The sequence below is a fragment of the Caballeronia sp. LjRoot29 genome (genome assembly GCF_964252755.1).
GTDB lineage: Bacteria > Pseudomonadota > Gammaproteobacteria > Burkholderiales > Burkholderiaceae > Caballeronia.
In genome coordinates, this window is the sequence record NZ_CAXUPU020000004.1 from 324,208 (window position 1) to 340,400 (window position 16,193).

The following is a 16,193-nucleotide window of genomic DNA, read 5'->3' on the forward strand; positions in this document are numbered from 1 at the left end:
CGCGACAGTCAGGCGCATTCGCCATTGCGTCACCCAGTCCGCGTGTTCCGTATGTGCTCCAGACACGGCACGTGCGTTTTGGCACGCTGCTTGCGTGAGGGTGTGCTTGCTGGCGCTGCCCGTCGTTGCGAAAGCTGCAGGAAAGGCAACGAAGGCGATACTGGCATTCCGTTGGATAACTTGATGGAGACGACTATGCAGTGGACGACACCGAGCTACACCGATATGCGTTTTGGTTTCGAAATCACGATGTATATCGCAACGCGTTAAGCGCCGGGCGCCGCCGTCGGCCCATGGTTTTTGCATGGGCAACTGACGTGCGGCTTGGCGTGATCGTCCTGCCGTACAAGCACAGGTAGCGATGGCGCCTGAGTTGGAGTGTGCTTGAGTTGTAGTTGTTTTAACCCGCCGGTTCCCAGTGCGTCGCCTTGACCAGCGTTCCCCGCCATGATTTACGAAACGATCGTCACGACCGCGGCGCACGATGGCCGGCCCCACATCGCACCCATGGGCGTCCGCTTCGAGGACGGCTTGGCAATTCTTGCGCCTTTTCGCCCCTCCACAACACTGGACAATATTCTTGCCACGCGCGCAGCCGTGATCAATTTCACGACTGACGTGCGCGTGTTCGCAGGCTGCGTGACGGGCTACGCGCGAGACTGGCCGACACTCGCCGCCACACGCGTGAAGAGCGTGCGGCTGGGAAATTCGCTCGCTCACACAGAGCTTGAGCTCGATACATTCCACGACGACCCGCAGCGTCCCGTGCTGCGCATGAGAAGCGTGCATGAGGAAACGCATGCGCCGTTCACGGGCTTTAATCGCGCGCAGGCTGCCGTGGTCGAAGGCGCGATTCTCGTCAGCCGCCTGTTCATGCTGCCGACGGAAAAAGTCGACCATGAAGTGGCTTACCTGCAAATCGCCATCGATAAAACCGCCGGCGAGCAGGAGCGTTTTGCGTGGGACTGGATCTTGGCTGCCATTGCGCGTCATCGCGCCGCTGAAGCTCCCGCGTACGCCGCGCACGCATTGAACACGCCGCTGTCCGAGCGGCACTGAATCATTCCGGAGGTTGTCATGACCGCATTGCTCGCGAGCGTCCGCTCGTCTGAAGAAGCGCTCGATGCAGCACAAGCGGGCGCCGAATTGATTGATCTGAAGGAACCGGCCGCCGGGGCGCTGGGCGGCGTGTCCCTGCACGAGATCACGCGGATCGTGACCGTGCTGCGCTCGATATACCCGGTCAAGCCGATCAGCGCGACCATCGGCGATATTGCGACTGAGGCAACGGATGAAATCGCAGCGCGTGTTATCGACGTGAGCAATACGGGGGTGGATTACGTGAAGGTCGGCGTGACACCCGGGGCCGCGGCCCGGTCATGCCTGACCGAGCTGGCGAACTTGCCCGCATCGGTCGTGCCGGTGCTTTTGTGCGATGCGGGAATGGACGTGGAACTGTCGCGCTTTGCAGCCGGGTTGGGCTTTGCGGGAATCGTCTTCGATACCGCCAACAAGGACGGGCGCACGCTCTTTGATTGCGTCGATAAAAACACGCTGGCAGCCTGCTTGCGAGCGGCCGGCGAGAACGGTTCAATGACCGGGTTAGCGGGGTCGCTAAGTTGGGAACAACTGGCGGAGATTCGCGAGTTGGCGCCGGATATAGCGGGGTTTCGCACCGCACTGTGCGAGGGAGGACGTGCAGGACGTCTGGACCCCGCAAGAGTCGCGCGATGGGCCGATGCGCTGCACCGGAGTGCAGTAGTTCATTAACAAGGACCTGATCTTCGCATCAGGTTTCAAGCCACTGGAATGTGCAACAACCTCTCCCGCATCAAACCGGCGTCGCCCTTGTTGAACATCTCGACCACGTAGTTTGCATCGGCGACGTGCTTGGCGAAGCGGGCATCGACTATCCCTTTCGACGACAAAACCTCGAACGGCGTCCCCGCTTCCACCGCGCAAGACTTCACCACCATCAGCCGCTCGGCGTTCAGCGTGGTCGACAACCATGCGGCGAGGCTATCGGACGTCGTGTCCCAGCTGGTCATTTCATCGGGCGTGTCGCGCATCAAATCGGTCGGCACCCACACGGCCACGCGGCCATCGCGCAAGGCTCGCCGGATGCGGCTCTCGTTCGATGCCAGCACGAGTTCCGGCATGACCCCTTGCATCAAGATGGCGTACTGCGCCATTGCGAGCAGGCACATGTTGTGAGCGGCCAGATCGCCAAATTGCCACTCGCTTTGATACTGGCGAACCGTGTCCGCGAAATCCGCGCCGCCTGGCACGATCACGACCCGCCCGCCGCCTACTTCCCAAAGCTGGGTAAGCCACTCGCGCAGCGACGGGTCGTGACTCAGGCTTCCCCCGATTTTCACCACCCACATGACATGTCCCTCGCTTTGATTTGCATCAACGCTGCACTAACGTTGCATCAAGCCGTGGCCGCAGGCTCGTGCAACACCTGCAACGAAAGCAACGCGACCGCTACGCCCGGCGCGCAGGTTGCTATCCATTCCGGCACGTCCGGACCCGCGGCGGGCGCATCGACCAGGCTTGTGAAATCGATAAAACTCCGTCCTTGCCGCTGCGCCAGCGCATTGGCCAGAAACCGCCCGCATCCCGCGCCCACCAGCGGCGCGCGTGCAAGTACCGGATGCGCGTCGGTCACGCGGGCAAGGTTCTCAACCAACACCTGCAACTGCTCGTCACGCCAGGTCTGCGCGAACTCCCGCCATTCGTTGTCGCTGGCGTCGCGAGCGTCGAGGCCAATCATCCGTGCAATCCGCGCGCGGCTCGCGACCTCGGTCTTCGGTCCGTTATCGGCGCTCGGATGCTGATCGTGCGCCGGCCATAATTCCCCCGTCAACCGATAGACATCCGCAGTCGTCGCGAACCATTCGTTCATCACGTTAACGCGCTCGCCACGAAACACAATTCGATGCGATACGCCGCACAACGGCGTGCGCACCACGCCGTGATACACCAGCTCGCCACTGGCAAGCCGGCTCGCGTCGTTGCATCCACCCGCCGCGATTTGCCCTCCGACAATCGGCACGATATCTGTAGTGGTACTGCCTATATCGACGAGCAGCGCATCGCTGACACGGCTTGCGGCCCATTGCGCGGTGGCACGCCAGTTCACCGATGCCACATCGCGCCAGCCATCGATGCATTCTGCGGCCGCAAGCCAGCCCGCCGCGCCCGCGAAAAACCGCGTGTCAGGTCCAAGCCGCCGCGCAAGCGTATCGACGAGAACGCTGACGCCTTCAGCGCGGTCGGCGAAGAGATCAACCATCTCGCCTGTCATGGTGACCGCATGATGCGCCCCTGCCTCGCGAGCAGCCGGCCAGCGGTCGAATACGGCATCAATCACCTTCTCCAGATGCCCGAGCCCCTGCCATAGCGGACACGCCCATTGCGCGATATCGAGCATCTGACCGGATGCCGCCACCATCGACACCTTCACGTGCGCGCCCCCCACATCCCAGCCGAACACCACGGCGGCGGTCTTCATGAACGCGCTCCCGATGTGCACGTGCCACACTCATACGGCACGCCATGCGCCTTCAGCAGATCGCCGGCCACGTTGCGCCCGAGTCGCGCCGACAACCCCGCATACGCCGCCGTCAGCCGGGGATTCACTTCGATCACCACTGGCCCTCTTTCTGCATGCCACACCAGATCGATCCCGACATACCCGCGCAAGCCATGCAACGCCGCCACGACCTTTCGCGCCAGCACTTCCAGTGCCTTCCCCTGCGCGCTGTGCCGATCAATCTGATCGACCTCCACGCCGCTGAATTCGACCACGTGCTCCTTCTTTCCCGACGCAGCCATGTCGGACAGGCCTATCACCTGCCGGTTGATGCTGACCAGTTCCACATCGTGCGCGCCACAGATAAGCGAAAGGCTCAACGGCTCGCCGTCGACCCACTCCTGAAGGACGGGATTGCGACCGGCCGCCGCGCGCGCGTCGTACTCGGTGCATGCATCGCTGAAATTGTCGTAGGCGACCGTGTCCAGACCGCCCGCGCCGTCGTCGGGCTTCACGACCCAGCGCGCGTGCGGATTGTCGCCAGTCGCCATATCGCCGGGTTCGAGCGAGGGCGTCACCGCAATTCCGTGCGCCTCCAGGCACGCCGCTGTCGCGCTCTTGCTCGACGCAATCCTGATGGCTTCCTTCGAGCATCCAAGCCAGCGCACCGAACCAACCGAGTCATGCAGATGCAGCAGCAAACCGTCGCATTCGGGCGCTATGATCCACGCCCGGTCGTGCTGCCGGGCGACACGCGCCACGAAGGCCGTGATCGATTCGCCGGGCAGCGCCTTGCAATGGCTGCGTGCCGGATCAACGGTTTCGAAACGCGAACTGGCGAACGTCACTTCCACGCCGCCGAGGTCGAGCAGATCTTTCACGAGGGCGTCACGCATCGCGCGTCCTTCCACGATGAGCGCGCTAAGATCGAGCAAGCTGGCCTCGCCGGCCAGTGCCGGATCGATGCCGCCGCCGGTGAGATACTCGTACACGAATAACTTGGTCAAGGGTCCCTTCCATGCCGGTGATGCAGGTGATTCCAGTACTCGATCTGCTCGATGGCTTCGCAGTACGCGCGGTGCGCGGCGAGCGCGCCCGCTACAAGCCGATCGAGTCCTCACTGTGCGCGACTAGCGAACCACTCGCCGTCGCGCACGCACTGTTGGCCGCGACAGGCGCCCGCACGCTCTACATAGCCGATCTCGGCGCGATCCTGAAGCAAGGCGATCACGCCAGCCACCTTGCAGCGCTACTCGATTCACTCGATGCGCTCGATGCATTTAGTCACGGCGTCGAAATTTGGCTCGACGCGGGTTTCACCGATTTCCCTTCGATGCAAACGCTCTTCGATCGCATCGACTCCATTCGTTGTGTCCATGGCATTCAGCCACCTCGCCGCGCCACGCTCGTGCCCGTCTTCGGCACCGAGACCCTGCACACTCCCCATGCCCTGCGCGAGGCCGAAGCTGCCGGTCTTGCGCCGCTGCTCTCGCTCGATCACCGCGCTGGCCGGCTGATGTCCGAGCCGTCGGCGGGCGAGCCCGGGCCGGACACATCATGGTGGCCATCGCGCGTGATCGTCATGACGCTCGATCACGTCGGTTCATACGAAGGCCCCGACCTCAACACCTTCGCGGACATTCGGGCGCAAGCCGGCGATCGTGAGCTTATCGGCGCCGGCGGTATCCGCCATGCCGCCGACTTGTCCGCCGCAGCCGAGAGTGGCGCCGCTGCATGGCTCGTGGCGTCCGCCCTTCATGACCGGCGACTCGGTCTCCCTGCCGCCAAACCCTAGGCGAATACACAATATCCATGCCAAGCGGGACGCCTTGCCTTTGCCTGTAATCGTTTGGCAAGGAACTGCAATTGCTGTGCGCGGCGGGTGACACTGTGTTCCAGCGCCGCACATACTGTGCTGCGCAGCGGGGTGCCGTTTAAGGCATGGGCGGACATGTCCGCGGCGGGATGAGTGCCGCGTTGGCTCGCCGTCCACGCCGCATGTGCATCGAATGTGCAAGGAGGCAGGCTTGCGGTGCAACCATCACGCGTGATGCTTCAAAAACCGGCATGGACTTTGCACTAACGGCTTCATGCACCTTTCGTCCGCCTCTTCGTCGAGTGTCGCTCAGCCAAGCGTGCGCGCCGCGGCTTCATCGCCGCTGTCCGCCGCTGTGCCCGCGCCCGCATCCGGCGTGCGCGACTGGACCTGCCCGTTCTGTCCCCTGCTCTGCGACGACATCACGACCATCGTGCACGCCGACGGCGCGCTCGATGCCCCCGATGTGGAATGCCCGCGGCTCACCCAAGCGTTGACGTGGTTCAGTGCGCCCGGTACAAGCCAGCCCGCTATCGATGATCAGGACACCGACCTGGAATCCGCCCTGCTGCGCGCCGCCGACATCCTCAAAGGCGCATCCCGGCCGCTCTTCGGCGGACTGGCGACCGACGTCGCCGGTGCCCGGGCGCTCTACCCGCTGGCCGCCGGCTGCGGCGCAATCCTCGATCATCTGCACGGCGATGCGATGGCGGCATCGACGGCTGCGTTGCAAGATCGCGGCGCGTTTTTCACTACGCTCTCCGAAGTGCGTTCACGCGCCGACCTGTTGATCATTTTCGATTGCCAGCCGTCGCTGCGTTATCCGCGTTTTTACGAGCGCGTGCTGGGTGGAACGGATCACTCACGCGAGCTGATCTTCGTGGGCTGCGAAGTGGATCCTGCGGCGGATAGCGTTGAAAACACGAGCACGCATTCAATCCTCAAGGATGGCGATCCATACGACATTTTGGCGATCTGGTCCGCAATAACCGAAGGCCGCACAGTGGCGTCGATTGGTGGCAATAACACCATCGCCCATGCGCTCGCGGATCTGGCCGCACGCGTAAGCGCCGCCCGGTATGCGGTAGTCGTGTATGAACCCGCCGCGTTGCCCGGTCCGCATTCGGCGTTGCTGATTGAAGCGGTGAACCGGATCGTCAAGGCCGTTAACCGGACCACGCGCGCCGGCGCACTTGCGCTTGGCGGCGACGATGGCGCGATGAGTGTCAACCAGGCCGTCACGTGGCTATCGGGGTTGCCGCTGCGCACCCGCGTCTCAATGCCCACACGCCTCGCCGATCAACCAGCGCTCGATCACGATTCCCATCGTTACAGGACGCAACGCCTGCTGGCGGCGCATGAAGCCGATGCGCTGTTATGGGTCGCGAGCTTTCAGCCCGAGCCATTGCCAACCGGTCTCGCCGACAACGTCCCAGCCATCGTGCTCGGCCATTCCGCGATGCGATCGATGCTCGGCACGCGCACCGCGCCGACAGTATTTATTCCCGTAGCCACACCCGGCGTAGATAGCAGCGGCCACCTGTTTCGCGTTGACGGTTCGGTGGTCGCCCCGCTGAGCGCCGCACGCGCCTCTGCACTTCCGACGGTCGCGGCCATCGCGGAACGCTTGACCGGCTTGCTCGATTCAAGGAGCCCGCCATGAGCCTGACGCGGCTTAAAGGCGGCACGCTCTACGATCCGGCCAACGGCATCAACGGCGAACGCCGCGACCTGACCATGCGCGACGGCCGGCTTGTCGCGGCCGATCCCGGCGTCCCCGTCGACGAGGAATTCGACGCGACCGGCATGGTCGTGATGGCGGGCGGTATCGACCTGCACTCGCACATTGGCGGCGGCAAGACTAACCTCTCACGCCTGTTGTTGCCGGAGGATCATCGCGGCGGCGCAAATGATGGCGCAACGCTGGATGCAAATGGCCGCTACTTGCGGCTGCCGTCATGCGGTACGTGCGCGCCCGGCACGCTCGCCACGGGGTATCGATACGCGGAGATGGGGTACACCGCCGCCTTCGAGCCCGCGATGATGCCGTCCAACGCGCGCCACACGCATCTGGAAATGGGGGACACGCCGATCATCGATCACGGCGCGTACGTGATGCTCGGCAACGACGAACTGTTCCTGCAGCTTCTCGCGGAGCGCGACAGCTTCGAACGCCTGCGTGATTACGTCGGCTGGACGATGCACGCAAGCAAGGCGCTCGGCGTCAAGGTCGTGAATCCCGGCGGCATCTCCGCGTTCAAGTTCAACCAGCGCTCGCTGGACGTGGACGAGCCGCATGTGCATTACGGCATCACGCCGCGCGACGTGCTGCGAACGTTATCGCGCGCGCTGACCGAGCTAAGCGTGCCGCATCCGCTGCACGTGCATGCGAGCAACCTTGGCGTTCCGGGCAACATCGAATCGACGATCGCGACCATGGATGCGGCCGACGGCCTGCCCATTCATCTGACGCATATCCAGTTTCATAGCTACGGCGTGGAAGGACCGCGCAAGTTTTCATCGGGCGCGCGCACGATTGCCGACGCCGTGAATGCGCGGCCGAACGTGTCGATCGATGTCGGTCAGATCATCTTTGGGCAGACCGTCACCGCGTCGGGCGACACCATGATGCAGTTCAGGAACGCGCCGCTTGCGACACCGAAGAAGTGGATAGCCGGTGACATCGAATGCGATGCAGGCTGCGGAATCGTGCCGTTCAAATATCGCGAGCAGAGCTACGTAAACGCATTGCAATGGATCATCGGGCTGGAGATTTTCCTGGCTGTCGACGACCCGTGGCGCGTGTCGATGACCACCGATCACCCGAACGGCGGACCGTTCACGAGTTATCCGCACCTGATTCGATTGCTGATGGACAAGCGCTTTCGCGACGAGCAACTGGCGAAGCTGAACCCCGAAGCGCAGGTCGCCAGCGCGCTGCCGGAACTCACACGCGAGTTCTCGCTGTACGACATCGCGATCATCACGCGCGCAGGCCCGGCGCGCTTGCTCGGCCTGAAGGATCGCGGCCATCTGGGCGTGGGCGCGGCGGCGGACATTGCGGTGTATCGGGATCACGCGGACAAGGAACGGATGTTCACGTCGCCGGCGTATGTGTTCAAGGACGGACAACTGGTCGCGCGCGACGGCGTGCTGGTCGCCACGCCCACAGGCGGCATCCACTACGTTTCGCCCGATTTTGATCGCGGCATCGAGAAGACCCTGCGAGCGTATAGCGCGGCGAACCTGGTCGGTAATCCGGTCCACGCGGCCATCAGCGACGACGAAATCTGCGCCTGCTGCCGCGGCGGCAGGCTATTGCCGGTTGCGTGCCTGAACGCCGGAGCGTGAGCCAAGTGAGCCAAGTGAGCCAAGTGAGCGAAGTGAGCGAAGTGAGCGAAGTGAGCGAAAAGCGCACCATGCAGATCAACGACACCCTCATCGACGACACCTTCGCGGAAGCCTTCCCGATGAAAGCGACGCGGCTCGTCATCACCGCGCACACGCCGGTCTGGGCTAACCACGCGGCGCAGTCGCTGACGGGCTTCGCCACGTCGGTTATCGGCTGCGGGTGCGAAGCGGGGATCGAACGCGAACTCGGCCCGCATGAAACACCCGATGGCCGCCCGGGCGTCGCGGTGCTGCTGTTCGCGGTATCGACGAAAGAACTGGCGAAGCAAGTCGAGCGGCGTGTCGGGCAATGCGTGCTGACCTGTCCGACGACGGCGGTCTTCAGCGGTATCGATCCGGCGACAAGCCGCGCCCCTCTCTCCGATAACGCCCCGCTCGGCAGCAGCCTGCGTTTCTTCGGCGACGGCTGGCAGATCAGCAAGATGCTCGGCGAGACGCGCTACTGGCGCGTGCCCGTGATGGATGGCGAGTTCGTCGCCGAAGAGAGCACCGTCACGGTGAAGGCCGTCGGCGGGGGCAATTTGTTGCTGCTCGCCACGGACACCGACGCGGCGCTGCGCGTGGCCGAAAGCGCGGTTCACGCAATGCGGCGCTTGCCGAACGTAATCATGCCGTTCCCCGGCGGCGTCGTGCGCTCAGGCTCTAAAGTAGGCTCGAAATATGCTGCGGCACCCGCATCGACGAACGACGCTTTTTGCCCGACGCTCATCGGCTTGTCGCCGAAAAGCGAACTGGATGCCGAGGTCGGTTGCGTGCTCGAAATCGTGATCGATGGGCTGACCGATAGCGACGTCGGCGCGGCGATGACCGCGGGAATCACGGCCGCGGCCGGACTCGGGCGAGCGGGCGGCGTGCTGCGGATATCGGCGGGAAACTACGGCGGCAAACTCGGTCCCTATCACTTTCATCTTCGCGAGCTTGCGGCCGGCGTGGACGGGAGGCGCGCATGAGCACGACTACGTTGCGGCTCAGGAGCGCGCCCGGGTTTCGTGTGGATGCTGCCGGATTGCTGCCTTCTGCGCTCACCGCGCTTTCGCCAGCGGAGATCGGACGTATCGTGCTGCCGGCGGGTAACGAGCGTTGCGAGGCTGGCGAACTGTTCGATATTTCGCGTACGGAAGGGGACGGTACGGATCGCGCCGCGCTCGTGATTGAAGGCGATGTGGCATGGCTTGACCGTCTTGGTGCGCATCTCGCTGAGGGTCGTATCGACGTCCACGGTTCCAGCGGCAGCCACACGGGTTTTCGCATGGCAGGCGGCGAATTGCGCATCGACGACGACACCGGCGACTTCACCGGCTGCCAGATGAGCGGCGGCCGCCTGACGGTAGGCGGAAATAGTGGCGACTTTACGGCCGGGCCGCTGCCCGGCGACATGGAAGGCATGACGGGCGGTACGCTGACCATCCAGGGCAACACCGGCGCGCGGCTTGGCGATCGCATGCGTCGCGGGGTTGTACTGGTCGGCGGAGACGCGGGCGAATGCGCGGCATCGCGGCTCGTGGCGGGCACGATCGGCATCGCGGGAAAGCTCGCGCCGCACTTCGGCTATGGCATGCGGCGCGGCACGCTGTTGCTGGTTCAGGCGCCCGCCAGTTTGCCGCCGACGTTCACCGCCGGCGGCAAGGGCTTCGATGTCTTCTGGTCGCTTCTCGTCCGCTCGCTTGCCGCCGAAATTGCACCATTTTCGACGCTGAAAGCCAGCTCGCTGCCGCGCCGGTTTACCGGCGATCTCGCGGTGGACGGACGCGGGGAACTGCTGCTCGTCGGATGAAACCAATCGGCGTAATGTGGAGCAACCCGTTGAGCAACCGGTGGAGCAACCGGTCGAACAACGAACGAGCTAAAGCCGGCAAGCGGCGCACATAGAACCTGAAGGAGGCGACCATGAACATTGCGCATTCATCCGCCGCGTCGCCCGACGCGAGCGCAGGCGTGCCGCGTTATTCACCCGCGCAGATCGCGCTGCATTGGGTGATCGGGCTGGCAATCATCGTCATGCTCGGCATTGGCCTTTATATGGTCGGACTGCCGAAGGGCCTCGCTTTCAAGTCGACCCTGATCAACTTCCACAAATCGCTTGGGATGACCGTTTTCCTGCTTGTGCTGATTCGCATCGTGGTTCGCCTGGTTGCAGGCCGGCCTCCGCTTCCTCCGATGCAAGCGTGGCAACGCGCCGCCGCGAGCATGACGCAGGGTCTTTTATACGTGGCAATGATCGTCATGCCGCTGACGGGTTATCTCGGCTCGTCATTCAACAAGTTCGGCACGCGCTTCTGGGGTATCTCGTTGCCCATGTGGGCGTGGGACGATCCCGGCCTGAGGAAAATCTTTTTCACGGTGCACACGGTCTCGGCCTGGATCCTGATCGCGTTGATCCTGCTGCATGTGGCCGGCGCGCTCAAACATCAGTTGATTGACCGAGACCGGCTGATGGAAAGGATGCTGCCGTGACAAGGCCTAATCGAATTTTTATAGAGGGACGCGCTCAGCGTCACGTCGCATGAAAATCAAGGTACTCGGTTCATCGGCGGGCGGTGGTTTTCCGCAATGGAACTGCAACTGCCGCAACTGTGACGGCGTGCGCAACCGTACGCTAAAGGCACAGCGGCGTACGCAGTCGTCCATTGCCGTGAGTGCGAACGGCGAGGACTGGCTGCTGATTAATGCGTCGCCGGACCTGCTGGCGCAAATCGCGGCCCATCCCGAACTCCAGCCGGCGCGACGCGTGCGCGATAGCGGCATTGCCGCCGTCATCACCATGGACGCACAGATCGATCACGTGACCGGCCTGCTGATGCTGCGCGAGCGCGACACCCCGTTGCCGCTGTATGTCACGGACGCCGTCCTGCAAGACCTGAGCACCGGCTTGCCGGTTGTATCGATACTCGCGCATTACTGCGGCGTCGAACGCCATGCTATTCCGCTCGACGGATCTTCGTTTGCCGTTCCCGCGCTGCCGGGCATCCGCATTGAAGCGCTGCCGCTGTCGAGCAAGGCGCCGCCCTTTTCGCCGCATCGCGAAGCACCGCAGCGTGGCGACAACATCGGGCTGACGTTCATCGATGAACACTCGGGCAAGCGTGCGTTCTATGCGCCGGGCCTTGGTGCGCTGGAACCGCACGTCCTCGAAGCGATGAACGCGGCCGACCTGCTGCTGGTCGACGGCACGCTTTGGACACCGGACGAAATGATCGAACTGGGGCTCTCCAAGAAGACCGCCGCCGATATGGGCCATCTCGCGCAAACCGGTGCGGGCGGCATGATCGACGTGCTCGATTCGATCGAACGTGACGGCGTGCGCAAGGTCCTCATCCACATCAACAACACGAATCCGATCCTGGTTGAGGACGGTCCCGAACGACGGCGGCTCGCAGAACACGGCATTGAAGTTGCATTCGATGGGATGGCATTCGAACTTTAAGCAGCGCTTACGGGAGGCAAGCAAGTGAACGGCCCCACTCCGATGACTAGCAACCACGCGACAGACAACAATACGGACAACACGACGGCCTGGACTCGCGAAGCGTTCGAAGCCCAGCTTCGCGCGAAGGGCACGGCGTATCACATTCATCATCCGTTCAACGTGAAGATGAACGAGGGCGGCTGTTCACGCGAGCAGATTCGCGGCTGGGTCGCGAACCGCTTCTACTATCAGATCAATATTCCGCTGAAAGATGCGGCCGTGATGTCGAATTGCCCTGATCGCGAGACGCGCCGGCGCTGGGTGCTGCGCATTCTCGATCACGACGGTTATGGCGACGACGAAGGCGGAATCGAAACATGGGCAAGGCTAGGCGATGCGGTCGGTCTCTCGCGCGACGAACTCTGGTCGCTCGAACACGTGACGCCGGGCGTGAAATTCGCCGTCGATGCCTACGTCAATTTCGCACGCCGCGCGCCATGGCAAGAGGCGGTGTGTTCATCGCTCACCGAGATCTTTGCGCCGCAGATCCACAAGGACCGGCTTGCAACGTGGCCGTCGTGTTATCCGTGGATCGAGCCCGACGGATTGACGTATTTCCGCTCGCGTATTTCGCTCGCACAACGCGATGTTGAACACGGCTTGCAGGTCACGCTCGATTACTTCAAAACCCGTGAACAGCAGGAACGCGCGCTCGAGATACTGCAGTTCAAGCTCGACATCTTGTGGTCAATGCTCGATGCCATCGAAAAGGCCTTCCCCCAATGACATCGCCACTGCTCAAGCTCAAGGGAATCTTCCGGCTGCAATGGGAACCGGCGCAGGAAGCGCATGTGCTGCTGTATCCCGAAGGCATGGTGAAGCTCAATCAAAGCGCGGGCGAGATACTCAAGCGCTGCGACGGCACGCGCGATATCGACATGTTGATCACGGACCTGCAGCAAGCCTTCAACGCGCAAGACATTGGCGATGAAGTCCGCTTGTTTGTTGCCGAAGCCGGGCGCCGCGGCTGGCTGGAAACTGCGGAGGCTGCAACATGACTGACATGAGCGACATGAACAAGATCGCGCCGCCGCTGTGGTTGCTCGCCGAGCTGACGTACCGATGCCCGCTGCATTGCGCGTTCTGCTACAACCCCGTGAACTACACCGACCACGCGAGCGAACTGTCCACCGATCAGTGGCTCAGCGTGCTGCGCGAAGCGCGTGCGCTCGGCGCGGCGCAACTCGGGTTCTCGGGCGGCGAACCGCTCGTGCGCGACGACCTGGAAATACTCGTACGCGAGGGACGCCAACTCGGTTTTTACACGAACCTGATTACGTCGGGCATCGGCTTGACGGACAAGCGCCTCGACGCGTTGAAAGACGCCGGGCTCGATCACATCCAGTTGTCGTTCCAGGACTCGACCCAGGAACTCAACGACTTCCTGAGCAGCACGCGCACCTTCGACCTCAAGAATCGCGTGGCGAAATCGATCAAGGCGCATGGTTTTCCAATGGTGCTCAACTGCGTGCTGCATCGATACAACCTGCCTCACGTCGACAAGATCATCGACATGGCGCTGGCCATGGGCGCCGAGTATCTGGAACTCGCGAACACGCAATACTACGGCTGGGCGCATGCGAACCGTGCCCAACTCATGCCGACCGCTGAACAGTTGAAAGAAGCGGAAGCCGTGGTTGAACGCTACAGAAGCGAGATCGGCGATCGCTGCAAGATCTTCTTCGTCGTGCCGGACTACTTCGAAACCCGGCCGAAGAAATGCATGAACGGCTGGGGCTCGGTGTTCCTCGGCATCGCTCCGGATGGCGCGGCGCTGCCCTGCCACACGGCGCGTTCATTGCCCGGTCTCACCTTCCCGAATGTGAAACAGACTTCGATCCGCGAGATCTGGTATGAAAGCGACGCGTTCAATCGCTTCCGCGGTTTCGACTGGATGAAGGAACCGTGCCGCAGTTGCGAGGAAAAAACCATCGACGCGGGCGGCTGCCGCTGCCAGGCCTACCTGCTGACCGGCGACCCGGCCAGTGCCGATCCAGTCTGCGATAAATCGCCTCATCACGAAGCCGTGATCAACGTGGTACGCCAGGCGGCCGCTCAACACGTTGAACCCGCTCAGCGCGAGCCAAACGAGCAGCCGATCCTGTTTCGCGACGACAGCAATTCGCGCCGGCTGGCGGCCGCGTCCGACGATCACGACCCCAACCATCGCAACGTCACCGATCTTGCGGGAGTCCACAAATGACCATCGCCAACATCAGTGTCCTTCTGGTCGATGACCACGCCGTGGTGCGCGAAGGTTACCGGCGCCTGCTCGAACTGAGTCCCGACGTGAGCGTGGCCGGTGAAGCCGCCGACGCCGCGCAGGCGTACCAGCGTTTCTGCGCATTGCGCCCGGACGTGGTCGTGATGGACCTGGCGTTGCCGGGCGCGAGCGGCATTGAAGCAATGCGTCGCATGCTCGCCCGCGAACCCGACGCCCATGTGCTGATCTTCAGCGTGCACGAAGAAACCATCTTCGTGCGCCGCGCGCTCGATGCCGGCGCGCGAGGTTACGTGACCAAGGCCAGCGCGCCCGACGTCCTTGTCGAAGCGGTCCGCGCGGTCGCGGGACGAGCACGCTACCTGAGCGCGGACGTGTCGCACGCACTCGCGCTGCGGGCCACGTTCCAGGAGGGGCCGCCGGGTCGGCATTTATCGGCGAGGGAATTCGAGGTCCTGCGTCTGCTGGTGCAGGGCTATACGCTGCCGAGCATCGCGGAAAGACTCGGCCTGAGCCAGAAGACCGTTGCCAACCATCAATCGGTGATCCGGCAGAAGTTCGGCGCGGACAATGGCGTGCAGCTTGCGCAGATGGCAAACCGCCTGGGCCTTCATTTCGCCGATTTCGCCAACTCGGCGGGTTCGCTGAGTTCGTTCAGCTCCGGCAATCCGGCCTGAACCGGCACGCGCGCGCAAAACAAGAAACCGCTGCCCGGCTGGCTGGCGATATGGAACTCACCGCCGATCGCCTCCACCCGTTCGCGCATGCCGATCAGCCCCAGACCTGCACGCGGTTTTGTCAGATCGATACCCGGACCGTCGTCGGTCATGGTCACCACGATCTCGTCACGCTGCTTGCGTTCACGTTCAGCGTGCGGATCATCCGCAGTCCGGACCAGATAGATTTCCACTCGCGACATGCGCGCGAACTTCGACACGTTCGTCAGCCCTTCCTGCACCAGCCTGTAGAGCGTGATGTTCAGCACATCCGCCAGATCCGAGAAGTCGCCGTCTACCGTCAGTGTAAACGACGCCTGCGGCAGACGTTCACGCCAGCTTTCAACGCAATGTTCGAGTGCGCTGGGCAAGCCGAATTCATCGAGTCCGATGGGCCGCAAGCGCCGGATCATGCCTCCTATCTGCCGATACACCGTGCTGGCGCTCTGCATGACCGCCAGCGACAAGCGATGGACTTCGGGCTCGCCTTGCACTGACAGATCGCGGATACGTCCCGCATCCAGCGCGATGGCGTTCAGGTACTGACCGAGTTCATCGTGCAACTCGCGCGCGAGATGGCGGCGCTCGTTTTCCTGCGCCCCGATGCTTTCGCTGGCAAGACGCCGGTTGTCGGCGAGGAGCTTTTCGGCTTGCTCTTCAAGCACGCGGCGATGCAGTAATTCCCGTTGTGATTCCCGATAGCGGCGCCAGGCAAACCACGCCAGGCCCAAGGCGAGCACGACCAGCGTGGGCGGATATTCGTCCATCTGGAAGCGTTCGAACCGGCGCGTGAGGGCGTAGGTCAGCTCGCCGACGTCCAGGCGCATGCAAACCACGGCAGCGATGACCGTAACCGCCAGCACGCAAGCGAGGTCGCGCCACACGCTCGTAGGTGAACTCGCATGAGATGCCGGCGCTGGCGCGGAGGAGTTTGTGGAATCGGGTGGCATGGCTCTCTCATTCTACTCAGCACGCGTGCTTGCGTCGCGTGCAAACCGGGCGGGTTGGGAATGCTTCCCCCTGTA

The 16,193-nt window shown here is 63.1% G+C and carries 18 protein-coding genes; 14 read left to right on the forward strand and 4 right to left on the reverse strand.

Annotation, left to right across the window (positions count from 1 at the left end; genetic code table 11):
• The first annotated feature begins 195 nt into the window (after positions 1-195).
• The 3 genes from pqqA (at position 196) to ACSQ83_RS07250 (ending at position 1,770) form a co-directional block, all read left to right on the forward strand.
• Positions 196-270: a pyrroloquinoline quinone precursor peptide PqqA gene (gene pqqA / locus ACSQ83_RS07240; protein ID WP_013342881.1), complete on the forward strand. Its 75-nt coding sequence runs from the start codon at positions 196-198 to the stop codon at positions 268-270.
• Between the two features lie 177 nt (positions 271-447).
• Positions 448-1,059 (forward strand): DUF447 domain-containing protein, encoded by a 612-nt coding sequence (locus ACSQ83_RS07245; protein ID WP_436227660.1) that lies wholly within the window; start codon positions 448-450, stop codon positions 1,057-1,059.
• A gap of 18 nt (positions 1,060-1,077) precedes the next feature.
• Positions 1,078-1,770, forward strand: coding sequence for a (5-formylfuran-3-yl)methyl phosphate synthase (locus tag ACSQ83_RS07250; RefSeq protein WP_414950539.1), 693 nt, complete (start codon positions 1,078-1,080; stop codon positions 1,768-1,770).
• A gap of 26 nt (positions 1,771-1,796) precedes the next feature.
• Here ACSQ83_RS07250 and ACSQ83_RS07255 read toward each other — a convergent pair whose 3' ends face one another.
• The 3 genes from ACSQ83_RS07255 to ACSQ83_RS07265 are packed head-to-tail and all read right to left on the reverse strand — an operon-like array spanning position 1,797 to position 4,545.
• Positions 1,797-2,387: an amino acid kinase family protein gene (locus tag ACSQ83_RS07255; RefSeq protein ID WP_436227661.1), complete on the reverse strand. Its 591-nt coding sequence runs from the start codon at positions 2,385-2,387 to the stop codon at positions 1,797-1,799.
• 47 nt (positions 2,388-2,434) lie between these two features.
• Positions 2,435-3,517, reverse strand: a complete 1,083-nt coding sequence (locus ACSQ83_RS07260; protein WP_436227662.1) for a hydantoinase/oxoprolinase family protein — start codon at positions 3,515-3,517, stop codon at positions 2,435-2,437.
• Entirely contained in the window at positions 3,514-4,545 is a 1,032-nt protein-coding gene (locus tag ACSQ83_RS07265; protein WP_436227663.1) for an ATP-grasp domain-containing protein, read from the reverse strand. Before ACSQ83_RS07265 ends, ACSQ83_RS07260 begins: the two co-directional genes overlap by 4 nt.
• Positions 4,546-4,565: 20 nt before the next feature.
• Between ACSQ83_RS07265 and ACSQ83_RS07270 the strand changes: the two genes are divergently transcribed.
• The 11 genes from ACSQ83_RS07270 (at position 4,566) to ACSQ83_RS07320 (ending at position 15,129) form a co-directional block, all read left to right on the forward strand.
• A complete protein-coding gene (locus ACSQ83_RS07270) occupies positions 4,566-5,333 on the forward strand; it encodes a HisA/HisF-related TIM barrel protein (RefSeq protein WP_414968091.1) in 768 nt (255 codons plus the stop codon).
• A gap of 295 nt (positions 5,334-5,628) precedes the next feature.
• Positions 5,629-7,017 carry a formylmethanofuran dehydrogenase gene (locus tag ACSQ83_RS07275; RefSeq protein WP_436227664.1) on the forward strand — a complete coding sequence of 463 codons (1,389 nt, stop codon included), beginning with the start codon at positions 5,629-5,631 and terminating at the stop codon, positions 7,015-7,017.
• Positions 7,014-8,705 (forward strand): formylmethanofuran dehydrogenase subunit A, encoded by a 1,692-nt coding sequence (locus ACSQ83_RS07280; RefSeq protein WP_436227665.1) that lies wholly within the window; start codon positions 7,014-7,016, stop codon positions 8,703-8,705. Before ACSQ83_RS07275 ends, ACSQ83_RS07280 begins: the two co-directional genes overlap by 4 nt.
• Positions 8,706-8,773: 68 nt before the next feature.
• Positions 8,774-9,715, forward strand: a complete 942-nt coding sequence (gene fhcD, locus ACSQ83_RS07285; protein WP_414968090.1) for a formylmethanofuran--tetrahydromethanopterin N-formyltransferase — start codon at positions 8,774-8,776, stop codon at positions 9,713-9,715.
• Complete coding sequence (locus ACSQ83_RS07290; RefSeq protein ID WP_436227666.1) at positions 9,712-10,539, forward strand: formylmethanofuran dehydrogenase subunit C; 828 nt, start codon at positions 9,712-9,714, stop codon at positions 10,537-10,539. The genes fhcD and ACSQ83_RS07290 overlap by 4 nt, the downstream gene beginning before the upstream one ends.
• Before the next feature lie 113 nt (positions 10,540-10,652).
• Entirely contained in the window at positions 10,653-11,219 is a 567-nt protein-coding gene (locus ACSQ83_RS07295; protein WP_436227667.1) for a cytochrome b, read from the forward strand.
• 49 nt (positions 11,220-11,268) lie between these two features.
• Positions 11,269-12,189, forward strand: coding sequence for a pyrroloquinoline quinone biosynthesis protein PqqB (gene pqqB / locus ACSQ83_RS07300; protein WP_436227668.1), 921 nt, complete (start codon positions 11,269-11,271; stop codon positions 12,187-12,189).
• Between the two features lie 42 nt (positions 12,190-12,231).
• Complete coding sequence (pqqC, locus tag ACSQ83_RS07305; RefSeq protein WP_436227669.1) at positions 12,232-12,957, forward strand: pyrroloquinoline-quinone synthase PqqC; 726 nt, start codon at positions 12,232-12,234, stop codon at positions 12,955-12,957.
• Positions 12,954-13,229, forward strand: a complete 276-nt coding sequence (gene pqqD / locus ACSQ83_RS07310) for a pyrroloquinoline quinone biosynthesis peptide chaperone PqqD (RefSeq protein ID WP_414950530.1) — start codon at positions 12,954-12,956, stop codon at positions 13,227-13,229. Before pqqC ends, pqqD begins: the two co-directional genes overlap by 4 nt.
• A complete protein-coding gene (gene pqqE, locus ACSQ83_RS07315; protein ID WP_436227670.1) occupies positions 13,226-14,434 on the forward strand; it encodes a pyrroloquinoline quinone biosynthesis protein PqqE in 1,209 nt (402 codons plus the stop codon). The genes pqqD and pqqE overlap by 4 nt, the downstream gene beginning before the upstream one ends.
• A complete protein-coding gene (locus ACSQ83_RS07320) occupies positions 14,431-15,129 on the forward strand; it encodes a response regulator (RefSeq protein ID WP_414950528.1) in 699 nt (232 codons plus the stop codon). The genes pqqE and ACSQ83_RS07320 overlap by 4 nt, the downstream gene beginning before the upstream one ends.
• Here the strand turns inward: ACSQ83_RS07320 and ACSQ83_RS07325 are convergent.
• A complete protein-coding gene (locus tag ACSQ83_RS07325) occupies positions 15,063-16,118 on the reverse strand; it encodes a histidine kinase (RefSeq protein ID WP_414968059.1) in 1,056 nt (351 codons plus the stop codon). The two genes, ACSQ83_RS07320 and ACSQ83_RS07325, sit on opposite strands and share 67 nt — an antisense overlap.
• Positions 16,119-16,193 lie beyond the last annotated feature (75 nt).